18 protein-coding genes are annotated in these 16,908 nt (G+C 70.1%); 8 read left to right on the plus strand and 10 right to left on the minus strand.

All coding sequences use genetic code 11. The annotated features are described in order from the left end of the window. The 7 genes from AB0F29_RS38370 to AB0F29_RS38400 all read right to left on the minus strand — a co-directional run. On the minus strand, window positions 1–78 hold a 78-nt coding region (locus AB0F29_RS38370), incomplete at its 3' end, for a hypothetical protein (RefSeq protein WP_361882823.1). Window positions 79–155: 77 nt separating this feature from the next. Beyond that, window positions 156–2,780, minus strand: coding sequence for a hypothetical protein (locus AB0F29_RS38375; protein WP_361882693.1), 2,625 nt, complete (start codon window positions 2,778–2,780; stop codon window positions 156–158). Window positions 2,781–2,994: 214 nt separating this feature from the next. Further along, entirely contained in the window at window positions 2,995–3,567 is a 573-nt protein-coding gene (locus tag AB0F29_RS38380) for a hypothetical protein (RefSeq protein ID WP_361882695.1), read from the minus strand. A 105-nt stretch (window positions 3,568–3,672) separates the two neighbouring features. Further along, window positions 3,673–3,948: a hypothetical protein gene (locus tag AB0F29_RS38385; RefSeq protein ID WP_361882698.1), complete on the minus strand. Its 276-nt coding sequence runs from the start codon at window positions 3,946–3,948 to the stop codon at window positions 3,673–3,675. Continuing rightward, on the minus strand, window positions 3,945–4,127 hold the full coding sequence (locus tag AB0F29_RS38390) for a hypothetical protein (RefSeq protein ID WP_361882701.1): 183 nt from the start codon (window positions 4,125–4,127) through the stop codon (window positions 3,945–3,947). The genes AB0F29_RS38385 and AB0F29_RS38390 overlap by 4 nt, the downstream gene beginning before the upstream one ends. 299 nt (window positions 4,128–4,426) lie before the next feature. After that, window positions 4,427–4,945, minus strand: a complete 519-nt coding sequence (locus AB0F29_RS38395; protein WP_361882704.1) for a hypothetical protein — start codon at window positions 4,943–4,945, stop codon at window positions 4,427–4,429. A 175-nt stretch (window positions 4,946–5,120) separates the two neighbouring features. Then, complete coding sequence (locus AB0F29_RS38400; RefSeq protein WP_361882707.1) at window positions 5,121–5,966, minus strand: hypothetical protein; 846 nt, start codon at window positions 5,964–5,966, stop codon at window positions 5,121–5,123. 459 nt (window positions 5,967–6,425) lie between these two features. Between AB0F29_RS38400 and AB0F29_RS38405 the strand changes: the two genes are divergently transcribed. The 6 genes from AB0F29_RS38405 (at window position 6,426) to AB0F29_RS38430 (ending at window position 12,444) form a co-directional block, all read left to right on the plus strand. Then, entirely contained in the window at window positions 6,426–7,214 is a 789-nt protein-coding gene (locus AB0F29_RS38405) for a GntR family transcriptional regulator (protein WP_361882710.1), read from the plus strand. Continuing rightward, entirely contained in the window at window positions 7,211–7,801 is a 591-nt protein-coding gene (locus tag AB0F29_RS38410; protein ID WP_361882713.1) for a UTRA domain-containing protein, read from the plus strand. The genes AB0F29_RS38405 and AB0F29_RS38410 overlap by 4 nt, the downstream gene beginning before the upstream one ends. 95 nt (window positions 7,802–7,896) lie before the next feature. Then, window positions 7,897–8,667 (plus strand): GntR family transcriptional regulator, encoded by a 771-nt coding sequence (locus AB0F29_RS38415; RefSeq protein ID WP_361882716.1) that lies wholly within the window; start codon window positions 7,897–7,899, stop codon window positions 8,665–8,667. After that, a complete protein-coding gene (locus AB0F29_RS38420; RefSeq protein ID WP_361882719.1) occupies window positions 8,667–9,206 on the plus strand; it encodes a GNAT family N-acetyltransferase in 540 nt (179 codons plus the stop codon). The genes AB0F29_RS38415 and AB0F29_RS38420 overlap by 1 nt, the downstream gene beginning before the upstream one ends. An 823-nt stretch (window positions 9,207–10,029) precedes the next feature. After that, window positions 10,030–11,556, plus strand: coding sequence for a helix-turn-helix domain-containing protein (locus AB0F29_RS38425; protein WP_361882722.1), 1,527 nt, complete (start codon window positions 10,030–10,032; stop codon window positions 11,554–11,556). Between the two features lie 9 nt (window positions 11,557–11,565). Continuing rightward, on the plus strand, window positions 11,566–12,444 hold the full coding sequence (locus tag AB0F29_RS38430; protein ID WP_361882725.1) for a DciA family protein: 879 nt from the start codon (window positions 11,566–11,568) through the stop codon (window positions 12,442–12,444). A 214-nt stretch (window positions 12,445–12,658) separates the two neighbouring features. Here AB0F29_RS38430 and AB0F29_RS38435 read toward each other — a convergent pair whose 3' ends face one another. After that, entirely contained in the window at window positions 12,659–12,979 is a 321-nt protein-coding gene (locus AB0F29_RS38435; RefSeq protein ID WP_361882728.1) for a hypothetical protein, read from the minus strand. Window positions 12,980–13,049: 70 nt separating this feature from the next. Here AB0F29_RS38435 and AB0F29_RS38440 point away from each other — a divergent pair, with 70 nt between their 5' ends. Together AB0F29_RS38440 and AB0F29_RS38445 are read left to right on the plus strand one after the other, a co-directional pair. Continuing rightward, window positions 13,050–14,657 carry a hypothetical protein gene (locus tag AB0F29_RS38440; RefSeq protein WP_361882731.1) on the plus strand — a complete coding sequence of 536 codons (1,608 nt, stop codon included), beginning with the start codon at window positions 13,050–13,052 and terminating at the stop codon, window positions 14,655–14,657. A gap of 103 nt (window positions 14,658–14,760) precedes the next feature. Continuing rightward, entirely contained in the window at window positions 14,761–14,997 is a 237-nt protein-coding gene (locus tag AB0F29_RS38445) for a DciA family protein (RefSeq protein WP_361882826.1), read from the plus strand. 504 nt (window positions 14,998–15,501) lie between these two features. Here the strand turns inward: AB0F29_RS38445 and AB0F29_RS38450 are convergent. Both AB0F29_RS38450 and AB0F29_RS38455 read right to left on the minus strand, forming a co-directional pair. After that, complete coding sequence (locus tag AB0F29_RS38450; protein ID WP_361882734.1) at window positions 15,502–15,882, minus strand: hypothetical protein; 381 nt, start codon at window positions 15,880–15,882, stop codon at window positions 15,502–15,504. Beyond that, window positions 15,846–16,862, minus strand: a complete 1,017-nt coding sequence (locus AB0F29_RS38455) for an ATP-binding protein (protein ID WP_361882737.1) — start codon at window positions 16,860–16,862, stop codon at window positions 15,846–15,848. The genes AB0F29_RS38450 and AB0F29_RS38455 overlap by 37 nt, the downstream gene beginning before the upstream one ends. Window positions 16,863–16,908: the final 46 nt, after the last annotated feature.

Below are 16,908 nucleotides of genomic sequence, written 5' to 3' on the forward strand. Positions count from 1 at the left end.
CCGACCCTTGCGCGGGTGCTGGGAGAGCAGCAGCTTGTTGAGTTCGTCGCGGACCCGCTCGAGCGGCCCGCCGGTCATGAGCGGCAGGGGAATGAGCGCGTCGCGCTCGCCTGCGCGCCCGGGCGGCGGGTCCGGTCGGTCCGGTGGCGGTCCGGTCAGAGGAGCGCGTGCTGCTTGAGGGCGACGGCGATCTGACCGGCGCGGTCCGTCGCGATGGTCCCGCCCTCGGTCCGGACCGCTCGTGCGATGTTGTTCCGGTTCAGCGCCTCGTTCGCGGTCCGCAGCTGGTCCAGCGCGGTCCGTTCCAGGTCCGTCAACTCAATGACGGTCCGGTCCGGTTCCTCCGGTCCGGACCGGACCGGACCGGTACCAGCGGTCTGTTCCGGTCCGGACCGATCCGGGACCGAGTTGCTGGTTCGGTCCGGTCCGGCTTCCGCCCCGGTCTGGACCGGCAGGGTGTCGGCGGTCCGGTCCGGACCGTCGACCACGGGGTGCGGGACGGGGGTCCGGACCGTCACCACGCGTCCTGCCGAGTTCGCGTGGGCGGCGGGTACGGACCTCGCGGTCCGGTCCGGACCGGCGATGCTCTCCTGGTCAGCATGGTGCGGACCGGCCGGACCGCCCTCCAGGGCGAGCGGCGGTCCGCCGGTCCGGTCCAGTCCCGCAGCGGTCCGGACCGGGCCGTGGACCGGGTTCCGGTCGGCCGGACCGGACCGGACCGCGTGCCGTTCCTGATGGACCGGGTGGACCGGAGCCGGTCCGTAGCCCGGTCCGGACCGGTCGGTCCGGGTGATCGTGAGGAAGGACGGGATCGCTGCCGGTCCGTGCGCCTTGGCACCGACCCGGGGAACGACGACGCGCTGGAGCGCCTGCCCGGTCCGGACCGCCCGGCGGTCCGCGCTCTTCGCGGTCCGGACCGTCTTGCGGACCGCGAGCTCCGCGCCGGCGGCGGCCCAGGCCCGGTCCAGGGTGGTCAGGCTCGCGTCGGTGATCGCGAGGGACCAGGCGGTGAAGGCGTGGACCGGGTAGCGGATCCAGCGGACCGCGCCGATCGACGGGCGGGCCTTCGCGACCTTGCCGTCCTCACGGAGCGTGCGGCGGTGGATCAGCGACGCATACAGCTCCCACAGCACCATCCCGACGATGGACATGGCGGCGAACGCCACGGCCTTCGGCGTGAAGTTCCAGTAGGTGATCTGCTCCGTCCAGATCTCCGCCTTCCCGTCCCACACCCGGGTGCCGGGTGTCGGCTTGCCCGAGGCGTGCCAGAAGTTCATGACCGCCGCACCCAGCGCGAAGATCCACGTGGACACCCGGTAGAGGGTTCCGGCGTCGCCGCCGCGGCGGGCCTGGTGGTACATCCACCCGACGAACGCCGTGGACAGCTCCCAGGCGGCCGCGAAAAGGATCGTGAACGGCATGACCCAGTCGAGGATGTCCTCGGCGAACCCGGCCTGCCCGGTCCAGGCGACCGCCATCGGCGCGGTGATCGGCCCGATCACCATCAGCCGCTCGGCGTTGACCTTCACGAACTCCTTGACCCGCTCCGTGCGGGTCGGCTTCCCGGCACGGGCCTCGGCCCGCAGCTGCCGGGCCTTCGCCTTCCGCTCGTCCCTTGCCATGCCCCGCTCCTGACGGGCGGTCTCCTTGAGGCGCTTCCGCTCGATCCGGCGCTCGGTGCGGTCCATGGCCCGCGCCATCCGGGCCCCGGCCTCGGTGACCATGTCGTCGGCGGCCTTCAGCGTGACCTCGGCGTCGGCCTCCCGCATCCGGGCGGCGGCGAGGGCCCCCTGAGCTTCCTTCAGCTCGGCCTGGGTCCGGGCCTGTGCGGCCGCGATGATGCGGTCGGCCTCCTGACGGGCGCTGCGGGTCAGGCGTTCGGCGTCCTCGGCCGCGGTCGCCTTCAGCTGGGCGATGTCCTCCTCGGCGAGCTTCCGTACCCGGGCCGCCGCCTGGCGGGCCGCGCTCTGTTCCCGCCCGGCGTCCTCACGGACCTGGGCGGCTTCAGCGTCGGCCCGCTCACGCAGCCGGGCCGCGTCGCTCTCGGCACGCACCCCTACTTCTGTGGCAGCGGCCTCGGCGGTGGCCAGGATGTCGGCCGACTGCCGCTCGGCGACGGCGAGCTGCTCGGCGGCCTCGGCGGTGGCCGTCTCCAGCCGCTCACGTGCGACTGTCTCCGCCTGCCGGACGGCCTCGTCGGCGGCCTCGGTGATCCGCACCGCCTCCCGGCGGGCCCGGACCAAGACCTCGCCGGCCTCCGTACGCGCCGTGGCGAGCAGCTGCTGAGCCTGCTCCTGGGCCGCGGCCTCAATTTGTCCGGCGGCGACGGCGGCCTCGGCACGCTGCCGAGCCGTCCTGGCGCGGGCCTCGGTGTGCAGCTGCCCGGCCTCGGACCGTGCCCGGTCCTGGACGGCGGCCGCGCCGCTGGTCGCCTCGGTCAGCCGACGGCCGGACTCCTCAACGGCCTCGGCCATCACCTGCCGAGCCATCGCCTCGGTACCGGCGCGGACCGCCTCGGCCTGGCGGCGGGCGTCCGCAATCAGCGCGGCCGCGCCGGCTTCGGCGTCGGCCAGGAGCCGGTCGCTCTCGCTGCGGGCACGGTCCCGGACCAGGTCGGCCGCGTCGGCGGCCCGGTCCCTGGCGTCCGCGACAGCAGGGGCGGCCTCGGGGCAAACCGCCGCAACAACGGGGGCCGGGGCCTTGGTGGTGGGGGAGGTCGTGTTGCGGGGCCGGGGCGGCTTTCGCCGGACCGGCTTCTTCGGGCGGGCGGCGGTTGCCACGGAAAACTCCTTCGCGAGGGGCCGCACGCAGCGGTCGGCCTCACCGTGGTGCTGGTGGGGCCGACCGGTGAGGCGGCGGTGAACGTGGTGGGTCAGGCGGCCCGCGCGGGGGCCACGGCGGGGCGTTGGTGGTTCCGGGCTGTCCGGCTCCCCTCGGCCCTGCCCGTACCGGCACTGGGCCGGGACGGGCAGGGGAGGCAGCAGGCAGTACGGGTCAGCTGGCGGTCGGCTCGGAGGCCGGGGCGCCGGGCCCGTAGGTCCGGGCGAACCGTGAACCGGCGGTGAGCAGCTCGGTGATGTCCGCGTGGGTGCGGGTCTGGCGCTCCGACCAGGCGGCGAACCGGGCGGTGGTGTTGTCGGTCAGGGCCTGGACGAGGACGTTGAGGACGTCGTGCGCGATGTCGCGGGTGTCGGGGTCGCCGTGCTCGGTCCCCCCGATGTGGCCCAGGGCGGTGAGCGCGGTGCGCTGCGGGCCTCGGGCGGTGGCGCTGTCCTCGTCGCGGACGTAGTCAAGCAGGGTCCGGACCATGTCCCTGACGCTCGTCTCGTCGTCGGTGGCGGGGAGCGTGTTGTCCGTCTCGGTGGGCCAGTTCCAGGTGCGGGTCCAGCCGTCCTTGTCGAGCAGGGTGATCGTGGCGTCCAGGTGACGGGCGACTGCCTCGCCGGTGGACTGCTCGCCGGAGGCGCCGGTCCACAGCGGGCGGTAGGAGTCGAGCGCGAGCTGCGCCGCCTTCTCGTGCATCTCGGTGGTGATGACCACGGTGGCGGCGGTGAGGGTCTGGGGCATGGTGGCCTCTGTTTCTGTCGGGTGGTTCCGGGCTGTCCGGCTCCCCTCGGCCCTGCCCGTACCGGCACTGGGCCGGGACGGGCAGGGGAGGCAGCAGGCAGACCGTCAGGCGGCGCGCCGGCGGGGCGGGCGCAGGCAGGTAGCGGCGTGCTCTTCGGCAAAGTCCTGGGTCGTCACGAGCGTCCAGGCGTACTCGCCGCAGCCGGTGCAGTCGCTGCTGAGGCTGCCGTCCGGGTCCTGGTAGATGTGCACGTCGGCCCCGGCCCCGGTGGGGATGCTGGTGAGGAACATCGGGGCGGGCGGAGAGATGTATGCGGCTGCCAGCCCGGTGGTGAGACCCGCCGGGGCGGCACAGCGGGTGGCGATGGAGGTGACGGTCATGACGTGCCTCTCTTGGCGCGGAGGTGGTTGAGGTAGGCGTCCTGCAAGCGCTCGAATCGCTCCCGGAGCGGCGCTCCGTCCGGGCAGCGGCGCTCGGCGGTGCAGGTCGGGCAGCCCTTGAGGTGGGTGCCCCAGGTGTCGGTCGCGCTCATGTAGCGGGTGTGGAGGTCAGCGGGCACGACGGGCTCTCTGTCCGGGTGAGGTATGGATCGCATCCACGGGGTGGCCCCGGTCCCACGCCCTGGCGGCCGCGGTGGAGGCGGCCGCCAGAAGCGCGAGGGTGAGCGGGTGGCCCAGGCCGTGGAGGGTGAGGGCCCGGACCGCGAGGTGCTGCGCGGTTTGGGCGGCGCGTATCGGTCGCTCCACTACTTCGGGTAGGGGTTCTCGGACCGCTTGTTGACTTCCTTGACCTTCTCGGACAGCGTCTTCTGGTCCTCCGCAGCGAGAGACCCGAGGGGGCGCGAGGTAGACGTGGTCCTCATCGGGCCACCCCCGTACCGCCGCACGGGATGCAGGAGTGCCAGGTCTGACGGGTGACTCCACCGTCGCTGGTGTCGACGACCTTGCCGCCCGCACCCGAACAGCTCGTGCACGACCCGCCCGCCACAGGCCCCGCCGGAGCGGTCGGGACGAAGGTCAGCGGGCGGGTCATGTGCAGCACCGGCGGCAGGGACTGGCCGGTCATTTCCTTGACCGTGCGCCGCGCTCGGCGGCCGGCCACGGCGGCGCGGGCGTCGCCGTCGCCCACCAGGCTCTGCACGAGCTGGTGGAACTGGTCGGTCTCGTCGCGCTCGTAGCCCCGCTGGTTATCGCTGTCCTCCCAGTCGCCGTATCCACCGGCAGCCGTGGGGGCGGGGATGGTCTTGGTGTGCCGGTCGAGGACGGCGACGCCACCCTTGCACCCGCACGTCTCGAACGTGCCGTCACAGACCGGACATGTGCCGGTCGCGGCGGCCCCACGTGCCGGCGGGGTCTGGGTGAATGTCATCCTGTTCACGCGCATGTTGCCCTCTCTTGCAGGGTGATCTGCGAAGACGCACCCCCGGGGGCCTAAGCCCGGGGGTGCGTCGCTTTTTGCGGGGCCTTGGCCCCGTGGCTCTGTACGAGCAGCCACGGCCCCGGCCGACCCGAGCTGATCGGGTCGGCCGGGGCCGTGGTCGTTCGTCCGACGTCTACCAGCGGTGGGTGAGGTCTTTCGCCTGCCGTTCCACGACCGCGATCGTGGTCTCCAGGTCGGCGCGCTCCCACGTGGTGAGCGGCCGGGCGCCGGACTTGGTCGGGGCGTTGAGCATCTTGCGCAGCGCGGTCAGGACGTCGCGGACGCGCTGCTGGTCGGTCTCGTGGACCGGGCGGGCAACCTTGTCCCACTGCTGGTCGTGCAACAGGCGCAGTGCCCAGGCTCGCCGGTCGGCCCACTCCTCCTGCTCCGTCCGCCTCTTGCGGCGGATGGGTGCGGTCCGCTGAGTATGGGCGGCAAGGTGGGCCAGACGGCGGCCGTCCGCGCAGCGGGAGGTTGTGGGGGAGCAGGTCGTGCAGTTCTTGACGTGGCTCTCGTGCAGCTTGCGGGCCGTCTTGTCGTCGACGAGGCCGCCGACGATCTGCATGACGGCCGGGGTGGGCATCGGCTGGGGTTTGCGAACGACGCGGTCGGCGCGGCGGCCGCTGGTCTCCGCGACACCTTGCTCCAGGCGGCGGGACCACTTGGCGACGTTGACGTCGATCGTGACGAGGCGGTGGCTGCCGAGGAGGCAACGGTCCGGGTCTTCGGTGCCGGCGGGCTCGGTGTGGTGGGGGACCAGCTTGGCCGTGGCCCGCTCCGTGTCGGCGACGCGGATCGGGACCCACGTGCGGCAGGTCGGGCACACAAGGGAGATGGAGGCGGGGTCGAGATCGTACTCGGCCGGGGAGAGCTTGGAGACGACGATCGGAGGGAGGGGGCTGATCGTGCGGGACCGCGTCCTCCGTTTGCGCTTCTGACTGGCGGTCTGGATCTCACGCTCACGGACGGGTGCGGTCATGGGACAACTCCTCACGATGGCAGGGGTTGGGCGTCGCGGGTGCCCTCTCGGCCGCGTCAGGACTCACCGGGAGACCCGGGCGTCCTGACGGACCGACAGCACATACGCGCTGCGACGTGCAAGCAGCAGTCACGGACGCCGAAGGGGGAGTTAGTTGCCTCAGACCCCTACTGCGGCCACCGAAGTGGCGACTGGTCGTGCGGGCAACAACCAGACGTGTATTCCCGGCCGTTGCAACTTCCTATCGGAAGTTGATTGAGACCGTAGCCCCTCAAGCGCTCGGCGTCAACAACTTCCGATAGGAAGTTCGTCCGGCGTCGCGGTGACCCTGCGTGCACAGCCCGCCACGCGTGACCTATAGAATAATCCCGGTTTTTTCCTGACGGTCAAGCAGTTCCGTGCGTTAATACCGGAATTAAGGTTGGATAGGTCGTCAGACCGTAGGAAGGGAGGCGTGCCATGGCAACGCCACGGTGGAAGCAGCTCGCGGACGAGCTCGCCAACGAGATTTCCGAGGGCGTGTACCTGCCCGGCGCGAAGCTGCCGAAGATCACCGACCTCGTCGCTGCCGGTCGCGGCTCACGGACCACGGTCCAGCGGGCCTATGGCGAACTGACCGAGCGCGGCTTGACCATCGGCGTCCAGAAGCGCGGCACGATCGTGTCGCCCATCCTGGGGAAGATCCACCGGGATGGAACCGGCCGCTACATGCGTGTCGCGCGGGAGCAGAACGGCGCTCGCGGCGCCTTCGCGGCTGAGATCGAACGCTTGGGAATGGATCCGGTCAGCAGCACCGACATCAGCCGCGGACGCCCGCCGGCGCGCATCGCCGAGCTGCTCGATGTCGATCCCTCGGCTCCGGACACGGTGCTGATCCGGGCGCGGATCATGTCCGCCAGCGAAATCGTCGTCCAGCTCGCCACGAGCTACCTCCCCGGCAGCATCGCGTTCGGAACCCAGCTCGAACAGCAGGACACCGGCCCGGGAGGCTCGAAGTCCCGACTGGAAAAGCTGGGCCACGGACAGCGGACAATCACCGAGACCATCAACGTCCGCTCACCCAGTCCCTTGGAGGCCAGCACTCTGGCCATCCCCAAGGAGCGCCAGGTGTACGAGATCACGCATGTAGCCCGCAGCGCGGAGGGGCGAGTCGTCGAGGTCTGCGTGCACGTGGTGTCGACGCCGCTATGGACGCTGAGCTACACCTGGCCGATCGACCCCCCGGACGCACCCGCCGATGAGGCGTGACTATCCATCACCAACACGAGAAGAAGAACGGATTCATCACTGTGAGCGACAAGATCGTGCGTGACTCCTCGACCCGCTACCTTCGCGCCCGCCGGGAGGAGGGAACCTCGCGTGGAGCGTTCGACACCGAGATCAGGAAGCTGGGCGGCGTCCCGCGCGTCGAGACGACCGTGGAGCGCGACGCGGCCCCGGAGGCCGTTGCCGCGATCCTCGGAGTGGAGGTCGGCACCGAGGTTGCAACTCGCAAGCGCCGGATGTTCAGCGACGACAGCCTGGTACAGCTCGCCGACTCGTACATCCCGCTCGATGTCGCGGAGGCGGCCGGGATCGAGCAGCCCGACCCGGGCAAGGGCGGGATCATCTCGCGCATGGCGGAGGCCGGTTTCGATCAGGCCGAGGTCACCGAGGAGATCCAGCAGCACCCTGCGAACGAGGCTGAAGCGACCGCGCTCGGCATCGAGGCAGGCACTCTTCTGATCCGCATCTTCCACGTCGGCCGCACCAGCATGGGCCGTGCTGTCGAGGTAACCGTGCACACGCTGGCTCCAGACGCCTGGGTGCTGCGCTACAGCGTGCCGACCAGCTGATCGGCCAGCCTGCTCGGGGCCGTTCAGTCGGTTGCTGATCGATTGGGCGGCCCCACCCGTTACTTCCTATCGGAAGTTGCGCTAAGGTTCCCGCCATGACTAGGAAGCCGGCCACATCCAGATGGCTCGCGGAGGAATTCCGCGCCCGGATCGACTCCGGCGCGCTGAAGCCAGGCGACAAGTTGCCCAGCACGAAGCAGATCGCGGCGGAGTACGACGTCAGCGAGCTCCTCGTTTACCGGGCCATCACCCAGCTCAAAGAGTCGGGCCACATCGTTGCTCGTCAGGGCGCGGGCGTGTTCGTGCGGGTCTACAACCCGCTGCTCTGGAATCCCGGCGAGTACGAACGCGGGGAGAGGAGCGACGACCCGGTGACCAACACCGACGACTGGAAGGCGCAGGTCCGAGCCCAGGGCAGGGAGCCCGAGCAAGGCACCCCGCAGGTCTCGACCGAACCGGCGCCCAAGGACATCGCGAACTGGCTGCACGTGGAGCCGGGCACGCCCGTCGTTGCTCGGCGACGACTTCGTCTCGTCGACGGCGAGCCGTGCCAGCTCGCCGATTCGTGGTTCCCCGTTGAAATCGCTGACGGCACCCCTCTCATGGAGGAGCGTGACGTGACCATGAACGGCGGCATCCTCGCGGCCACGGGCAACCCGCAGCACCGCATCCGCGACGAACTCGACATCAGGATGCCCACGAGTGCCGAGATTGAGCGTCTCAACCTGCTGAACCTGCCTGGCACTCCCGTATGCCAGCACGCCCGAATCGGCTACGGAGCCGACGGCGTCCCGATCCGCGTGATGGTCACGATTGCCCCCGGCGACCGCAACCGGATCATCTACGAAATGGAGATCAACCGGTGATGCTGCGCCTCGCCACTACGGCAGACGTCGAGGCCCTGATGGCGCTACGCATCGAGGCGGAAGGCTGGCTTGCTGCCGCTGGCATTGACCAGTGGAGGAATCCGCAGACGCGCGGTCCGGCCTTGGCGAAGTGGATGGCCGATATCGAAGCCAGCCGCACCTGGGTCGTTGAGGACCAATCGGTGCTGGCCACGGTGACTCTCGCTGCGGCCGACATGGATTTCTGGCAGCTGGACGACTCCCCCGATAGTGCCGTGTACGTAGCAAAGCTCATCACCACGCGGGCCGCGAAGGGAAGTAGCCTCGGCGGTCGCCTCCTCGACTGGGCTGGCAGCCAAGCACGTGCACAAGGCAAACCGTGGGTACGGCTGGACTGCTGGCGCGACAACCTGGCACTGCAAAAGTTCTACCGCGCTGAAGGCTTCCAGCACGTGCGCACCGAGGCCCCGACACACCGCCTGTCGGGCTGGCTCGGACAGCGGTCAGCCGAAGTGGTACGTCATCCCGGGACCGTTCTTTCCGAGGACGCGGGCCGGTGAAGTTACGTCAGCACGCTGCCGAGTCACGGGGCTCGACACGTCACCCTCAAGCGCAGATCGGATCGAGCCAGGACGGTAGGGTGACAATCGACGTAGATCAAAATGAGAGTGGCCCCGTCTACCAGCCTTGGACAAGCTGGGAGGGGCCACTCGGGCCAAAGGACCTTGTCGTAGGGGTCCTTGGGCCGGCCGCGCACTCCTACAACCCAGGAGGTGGCGACGTGTTCAGGGTACCCGTACCCGCACGCGCACACACTGCACCCCGCCGTGGGCTCAGCGACCTCGGTCGCTGGTCCTTCGGCGGGGTGTTCGTGCTGTCTGAATCCGGAAACGCCCCGTACACGCCTCTGATGAGGGGGGCGGGATGACGTAGATCCTTCTGGGGCGGCACCCATCCGGGTCTGCCGCCCCCGGGCCTCCGTGCCGCGAAGCGATTAGCCGTCGCCTCGCCGGGAGCACCCATCTGACACCGGAGGAGCCTGCCAGGGCCCCTCTGAAGGGATTGCCCGTCCGGTGCCACCCGGTCGAGCGGTTCAACAAGGTTTCTGCCCAGAAACCGAAGCCCTTTCGGGGCTTCGTCGTGCCAAGAGGCGAGCCCCTTCAACACGGGAGCCATTGTGCACGACGTTTTGCGTGACTGCCAGCATCGGCATGCCCACACACCTTCCTTCCGGCCTGTTCTCGCGCCGCGGAACGGCCCCGGAGTGACCAAGGTCACCACCGGGTTCCTGCTCGGCGGCGGCGGCCGCTTCATCCTTTCGGGTGCTTTCCCGTCTTCTCTTCGCGCGTTGGCGGATGCCGGCGCGATGGACCAGTGAGGGCCGTGGCGGCACCGATCGCCGCGCTGCTTCCTGCCCCGCGTCAGCCAGCCGACGGCGGCGCGGTCTCCGTGTTGCCCGCTCTGTTCGTGCCGGAGGCGTGCCAGTGGCTGTCGACGACGACGGGCCGGGTCGCGCTGGAGGGCTACTCCTGGATGCAGGCGGTCCACTGGGTCGCCGGGTCCGGCCTGTACAAGCCGCGGCGGCACCGGTCACACGGGCCGCGCGCGCTTGGGCCGACGACCGTTCGCGTTGCTCAGGAGCTCGCACAGCTCTCCCCTTGCCGTCCGGGGATCGAGTACCTGGTGCGGCGCACCGGGCTGTCGGAGCGGACGGTGGAGTATCACCTGGGGATGCTGCGGGAGGCCGGACTCCTCGCGTACGTCGTGCGGGGCACCCGGATCCGTGGTGCAGCGGCGCAGGCCTCGGAGTTCGCGCTGATGGTGCCGCCGGAGTTCGATGCGGCGCTCGGGATCCGTACGGTGCTGCGGGACGACGCGGCTCCGGAGTACACGCGGGCGGTGTGCGGGATCGCGGAGGCCGGCCGGGAGTTGATGGCGCAGCTGGCGGCGAAGGCGGCCCGGAAGGTACGCAAGCCGCGCACGAAGTCGGGCTCGAAGGCCTCGGTCAAGGGTGTCCGGAAGGGCGCTGACCAGGGCGCTGTGACGGCTGTTTCCGGTGAGGTCCGTTGCACCCCAATGCAGGTTGGTACCTCAGCTGTCTTCTCTGCGGGTCCTACTTACTCTCCCCCTGAGAACAGACTCGCCAGCGGGGAAGCGAAGTCCCCCACCCCGAAGAAGTCCGCGAAACAGGCCGGTGGCCGCAGGAAGCCGAACAAGGTCGGGCGGCGCTACCAGCTGGCGAAGGAGCTCGTCCAAGAGCTGGACTGGCTGCGCGGCTGCGCGGTGCCCCGCGTCGCGTGGGTGGCCCGGGACGTGGCCGATGCCGGATGGACTGTGACCGACGTCCGGGCCTGGCTGCACATGCGCGGCGAAGTAACCCGGGTCCGCCGGGGCTCGGGCCTGCTCGCCGTACTGCTGGCCGGTGCCGAGACCATCCTCGACACCCCGGGCAAGCGCGCCGATGCGATCGAGCAGTGGCGCGGCTCCCAGGAAGCCGCTCGCCGGCACCGCATCGAGCAGGTCCGCACCCGTACCGAGCGGTACGACGGGGACTGGGCCATGCCGACCAGCTACCGCGTCCAGCAGGAAGTCGCGGCGGCGTTCGCGAAGGTCAGGGAGGTTGCGACCGGCGGCCGCGCCATCCTGACCGACCGCCAGGACTTGATTCCGGAAACGGAGAGCATGCCCATCGGGTCCGGTGTGCAGGGCCTTCAGGACAACGAGATCGTCCAGGCCCGCAACGATGCCCGCCAGCGGCTGATGATGGGCGACACCTCACCGATCACCGTGGCGGTCGACACCCTGGGCCGGGAGGAAGCCGAACACCTCTACGGCCCCGACCTGGTCCGCCGCGGCATGCAACTCGCCTGCGGGGCCCGCAGCTCGCTGATGACCTATGGACGCCGGTAGGAGGCCGACATGACCGACGTGAACACCCCCACCAGCCAGCCCGAGGACACCGCTCCGGAACTGTCCGGCGCCGACCTCGCCCGCATCGCCCTGCACCAGGCCCGCGAGGCCGCCAAGAAGCGCGGGGCCACCGAGAGCCGAGCCCCGCGCCGCCACCGGACCCGCACCGTCCGGCCCAGCGGACGCGAACCGTCCGGGTTCGCCGCCGTACTCCAGACCCTGATGACCGACCACGCCTGGGAAATCCCGGCCGCCGGCGGAACCGTCCAGGAACGCTGGCCCGACATCGCCGCCACCATCACCCCCCAACTGGCCGACCACGTCCAGGCCCTCGCCTTCCATGCCGAAACCGGACAGCTGGACCTGCTCCCCGAATCCCCGGCCTACGCCACCCAGCTCCGGCTGATCAGCGCCCGCATCATCACCGCCGCCAACGAGAGCACCGGCACCGGCACCGTGCGCACCATCCGCGTCCTGCCCCCCGGAACGGCACCCGCGGACCGATCCCCCCGGCCCGCGTCGCCCGTTCCCGCCCCGGTCACGCCGGAGGCACCGGTGAAGACCCGGGAGACGGCCGCCGACGGCTACCACCAGGCCCTCACCGCCCACCGCGCCACCTGGAACACCACCCGGCAGCACACCAACCCCAAGGTCCAGGCGGCCGCCCAACGGCAGCTCCGCGACAGGATCCGGGAACCCGAGGAGCACTTCTCCGACGGCCGCCAAGCACTCGAAGAACTCCAGACCAAAGCCGCCGCCCAGCAGCAGGTCCGATACAGCAGCGCGGCCCGGACGCGTGCCCTGCAACGCCTCGCGGCCGAACGGGCCGGGCTGACAGCGATCACCCCGGCGGCGGCCGCGCCCGACCGGCTCGGCCGTACGGCGTGATCGCGGAAGGCGGCCTGGCAGCCCTGCCGCGAGGGGGCGCTTGCGAGGAGGCGCGGGGCGCACGCTATAGCCATGATTACCTCTGCGGCCGCCACCCACCATCAGCAGGACCCCGAATAGGTCCCGCCGCCCCATGACCGACAACCGCGTCCCGGTAATCCGTGCCCGGGGACGCCGCGTTGACGAGGCAACGCATTGTTCCGGACCCGAGCAGTCACGCGGCCGCGGCCTGCGGGGCTTTCGCGGATGTTGGCGTCGAGTTTCGGAACAACTCCGTTTCGTTCAGGATGTACTCGACCCGGACGTCGTTCGGATCGGCGAGCCGGCTCGCGGCTCCCCCGGCCGCGAGGGAGTCCTCGTCGGCCACAGGCCGGATGGAGTCGCGCCGCGTACGGTCCCAGGGCTTCCACTCGCCCGCCGGGACAGCCGGAGGCGGCCTCCCTCCGTACGTCACGGCTTTCAGCGCCTCGATCCGGGCCAGCAGCCCGCCACTCCAGGCGCTCCGGACCAGCCCCCGCCCGGCGTATTGCCGCACAACTGCCCCGCTGTCAGTGCCCAGGCGCACAATAGTGCGGTAGCGCCCGAATAGAGCACCCAGGAGCAGAATGGACACACGCCTTATCCAGACCGCTGTCCTCGGGAACCCGGAGTCCGACGAGCCGGTCATCTGCCCGGAGGACCCGGAAGAACTCGTTGCCTTTCGTCTGGAACATGCCGAGAACAGCTGGTGGTGCGGCATCAACCTGCCGGGCGGATGCGGCCGTCGGCTCACCACTCGGCTCTGCACCGACAAAATCTGCCACTTCGCCCATGTACCGGACCCGCACGGCACTTCCGGCTCCCGACGACCCTGCAACCGTCGGCTGCGTGGCAAGGAAGACGCCGATCACCTCTTCATCAGGGCAGACCTTGCACGGTGGCTGCGGCAGCAGAACATCGAAGCCGATCTGGCCCTCCCCGACCCGCTCGGCTCCGCCATCACGGCGCGCCTCGACGACGGACGGCTCCTGCTCGTTCACCTCGACACCGTCCGTGCGCCCGCGTGGGACGACGAGGAAGTGTGGGAGCACATTCTGGGGCCGGGCTGCCGGATCAGCCACGAAGTGCTTACCCGGCGCGGTCACGTGTTCCGGATCCGGATGGAGGGAACCTCCGACCGCGGACGGCGCTTCAGCGTCGCCGGCATCGAACGGGCAGGGGAACACACCCGGTGGTTCGACCTCGCGAACCTCACCGTGACAGCCAACGGGATCGGCACGGTCGACGAGGCGCGCTCTCCCCGGCACGAGCAAGCCACTTCAACGGACACCAAGCAGCCCGCCACGGACCACCGGTCGATCGTTACGGTGACACCGCCCAGCTCCGCGGCGCCGATTCCTCGCGAGCAGCGGCCCTCGACCGCAGGCCGACTCGACAACGCGATCTACGAGGAATCGCCTGCTCGGGTCAAGTCCGCCATGCTCAGCCTGGAAGATGCCATCTCCAACGATGGCGTTGAGAGTGACGAGCTGGCGGCGCTGAAGGCCGCGTACGCCCGCGGGCAGCGGTGGCTGGAGAAGCGGGCTCGGCTGCGGCGAACCGTTATCGAACAGCTCCAGGAGCGAGTCGATGCCCGGAGGGACCCCGGCGGGCTGGCCCGGCAGGCTCTGGATCTCGTCGGCGAACAGGACGCGACGGACGAGGACCGGGTCAAGGTCGAGGCAATCCAGCAACAGCTGCAGCGGGTGGCGAGGGAACGACGCGAGGCCGAATCCCGGCGGAAAGCTGAAGCCGACCGAGCTGCGCGAGAAGAGATGCAGCGCGCAGCGAAAGAGCAGCGACTCGCCCTCGATCAGGAGTCGGCCTGGCGGGAGCAGGAGGTACGGAGCGCGCGGCTCAAGTCGTTGGTCCCGTCCGTGCGGGGTGGGCTGAAGAGGGCGGCGGGGAACGGTGAGATGCGTACGTGGCAAGAGTTGCAGCGCAAGACGGGTACCCGCGGGCTCAAGGGGCTCTCCTATGAGGAACGGGTCGAACTCCTGGTGCTCGTCGGGCAGAAGACGCCGGCCGATGAGCCCCTGTGGTCGGTGCTGCTTATCGCCCATGGGGACCGGGAGGCGCTCGCCATGCACCGTGCCGTTGCGGCAGAGCTCGGGAGGGATGTTGCGGAGAAGGACCTGGAGCTCATCGCGGAGCTGACGGCCCAGCGAGCTGAGCTCCACCGGCTCCACCAGTAGGCGCGCGCCCAGGCGGGCAGAGACCGACGTATGCCGTCCGCGCCCGGTCTCTGCGCCGTCCTCACGACGGGCGGCCTCCACCTCCTGCTCGCCGCGTACGGCCCTGGCCGTCGCCGCCGTCGCTGCCCGCTTCGACGCCACCACCCGCACCCTGCACCTGCGCCCTGCCACACCCGCCTACCGCACCCAGCTGACCCTCCACCAGAAGCAGATCATTGCCAAGGTCAACAACATGGTCGGCCCGGACACCGTCCGACAGCTGGAGATCCTGCGGCCCGCCGCACTCACCTCACCCCACCCCTCCCGCGCCCAGCAATGCTCGGACACCTGCGCCCGCTGACGCTCCGCAACCTGTTGCCGTGTCCAGGGAGCCTGCGCAGCAAGAGGCGCCGGAGGGGTACCGCGAGGCCATCGCCGTCCATCGCGCCGCCTGGACCGCCACTCGGCAGCACACCCGCCCCGAGGTCCAGGCGGACATGTACGTCACCATGCACGTCATCAGCCGATCAGCCGCCGAACGGGCCGGGCTGGCCACCATCACAACGGCCGCTTCAGGTTCGAAGGTGCGGCACCGGCGGCTCCCGCGTACGGGACATCACCCAGGCCCTGCCGCCCGAGTACGCGAACGAGCTGTTCACCGCACGGGAGCAGGGCGAGACCGAGGACCAGCTCCGGCAGATCGCCGCCGACGGCCTGGCCCGGATGTGCTTCCGCGCGCGAACAACTCCCGGGCCAGGTCCTGGACGTGGAGTTTGCCGACGTGGAGCGGCTCGACATCGAGCTGTAGGTCTGCTTGATAACGCCGTGGTCCCCGGCACTGGAACTGCCGGGGACCACGGCGTTTTCAGCCTACGGGCTGCGTTGTGGTCCGAGCAGCGGCCGCCCGGTAGCCTTCGACCACTCTTTCCATACCGGTCAGGCCGGCATCCAGGCCGAGTTGCCGGAGCCAGTCGTCCACCTGCTCTTGCCGGTCGGTGTCGCTGCGCAGGTTCAGGACCGGATTGCTGCGGAAGATGCCGCCGGCCGACGCACCGGCGTCCGGGATCTCCTCCAGACCGCCGGAGTAGAGAAGTTCTTTGACCTGCCGGTCCGCGACAAGGTGGAGTTCGCGCGGCTGAGCCACCAGGGCGGTGTCAATGTCGGCGATTCGGGCGATCTCCGCGACGACCTTCGGATCGACGGCTGTCTTCAGCAGCCCTTCGAACAGGATGGCCAGGTCGGGCACCGCGTACCGATGTGTCCACCCTGCGTTGCCTCGGCCTTCAGCGTACTGGCAGACCCGGGCGATGATGTCGATGGTGACGCTCGCGGCCGCAGGCGCCGCCGCAGCGCCGTAGATCTCGGGGAGCTCCACCGACACGACCGCCTCGACCAGGTGCTTATTCTCGGTGGGCCGGCCGGTGGCCTGCCAAACCAGCCGGGCCTTCCGGGCTCGGTTGTGCCCGAGCTGACGGAAGTCCGTGGCATAGTCGATCGCCCCGTTTCCGAGGTGTGCAGAACCGGAGGAAGGGCGGAGCCGTTCAGCGCCTGGGCGAGGGCGGCCACGGTCTTCTCCGACAGCGGGCGCCAGGCGGCGGCCTCGCCCATTGGGAGGTTGATGCCCGTGCGGAGGATGAAGTCAGCGGTGGCCTTGCCCTCCCCGTCTCTGTCCAGGTTCGGTGACATGACGTTCTGCCCCGTGGGCAGCACTGTTGCGGAGGGTTCCTCGCGGGCGAGCTGGAGGAGTCGTGCGCGGTCGGCGGTGGCGTTGCGTCCGCTCAGCCGGATCGGCGCCTTTACCTTGATCAGAACCGGCCGGGGCGCGACGTTGGCGTCCACTCGGACGACCACGACGCTGCGTCCGGACCCGTCGCCGAAGGGCACGTTGAAGAAGGTCGGCTCCCAGGGCGGATCGAGCATCGTGCTGCACCCGCTGACGATCTGGTCGATCGTCGCCTGGCCGTCGACGCCGACCACTCGCTCGACGCCCGGCTCCACCCTGTCGTTGATGCCGACCAGGATCATGCCGCCGTAGGTGTTGGCCATTGCCGCGATGGTCGTCACCAGACTCGCGGAGTACTCGCTCTTGTACTCCAACGTCAGGCTCTCGACCTGGTCCAGACGCGTGGCGAGGGCGCGGATGCGCTCGATCGTCAGGTCCGCTGCCGACGCAGCGAACAAAGAGTTGTTCATCCCCTCATAATCTACCAACAGCTTTGACCACACGCTGAATTAGCGTATGAACCAGGCCCCCGCGCGACGGGCCCGCACC

This window comes from Streptomyces sp. NPDC026589, assembly GCF_040638385.1.
In the GTDB taxonomy this organism is placed as follows: domain Bacteria; phylum Actinomycetota; class Actinomycetes; order Streptomycetales; family Streptomycetaceae; genus Streptomyces.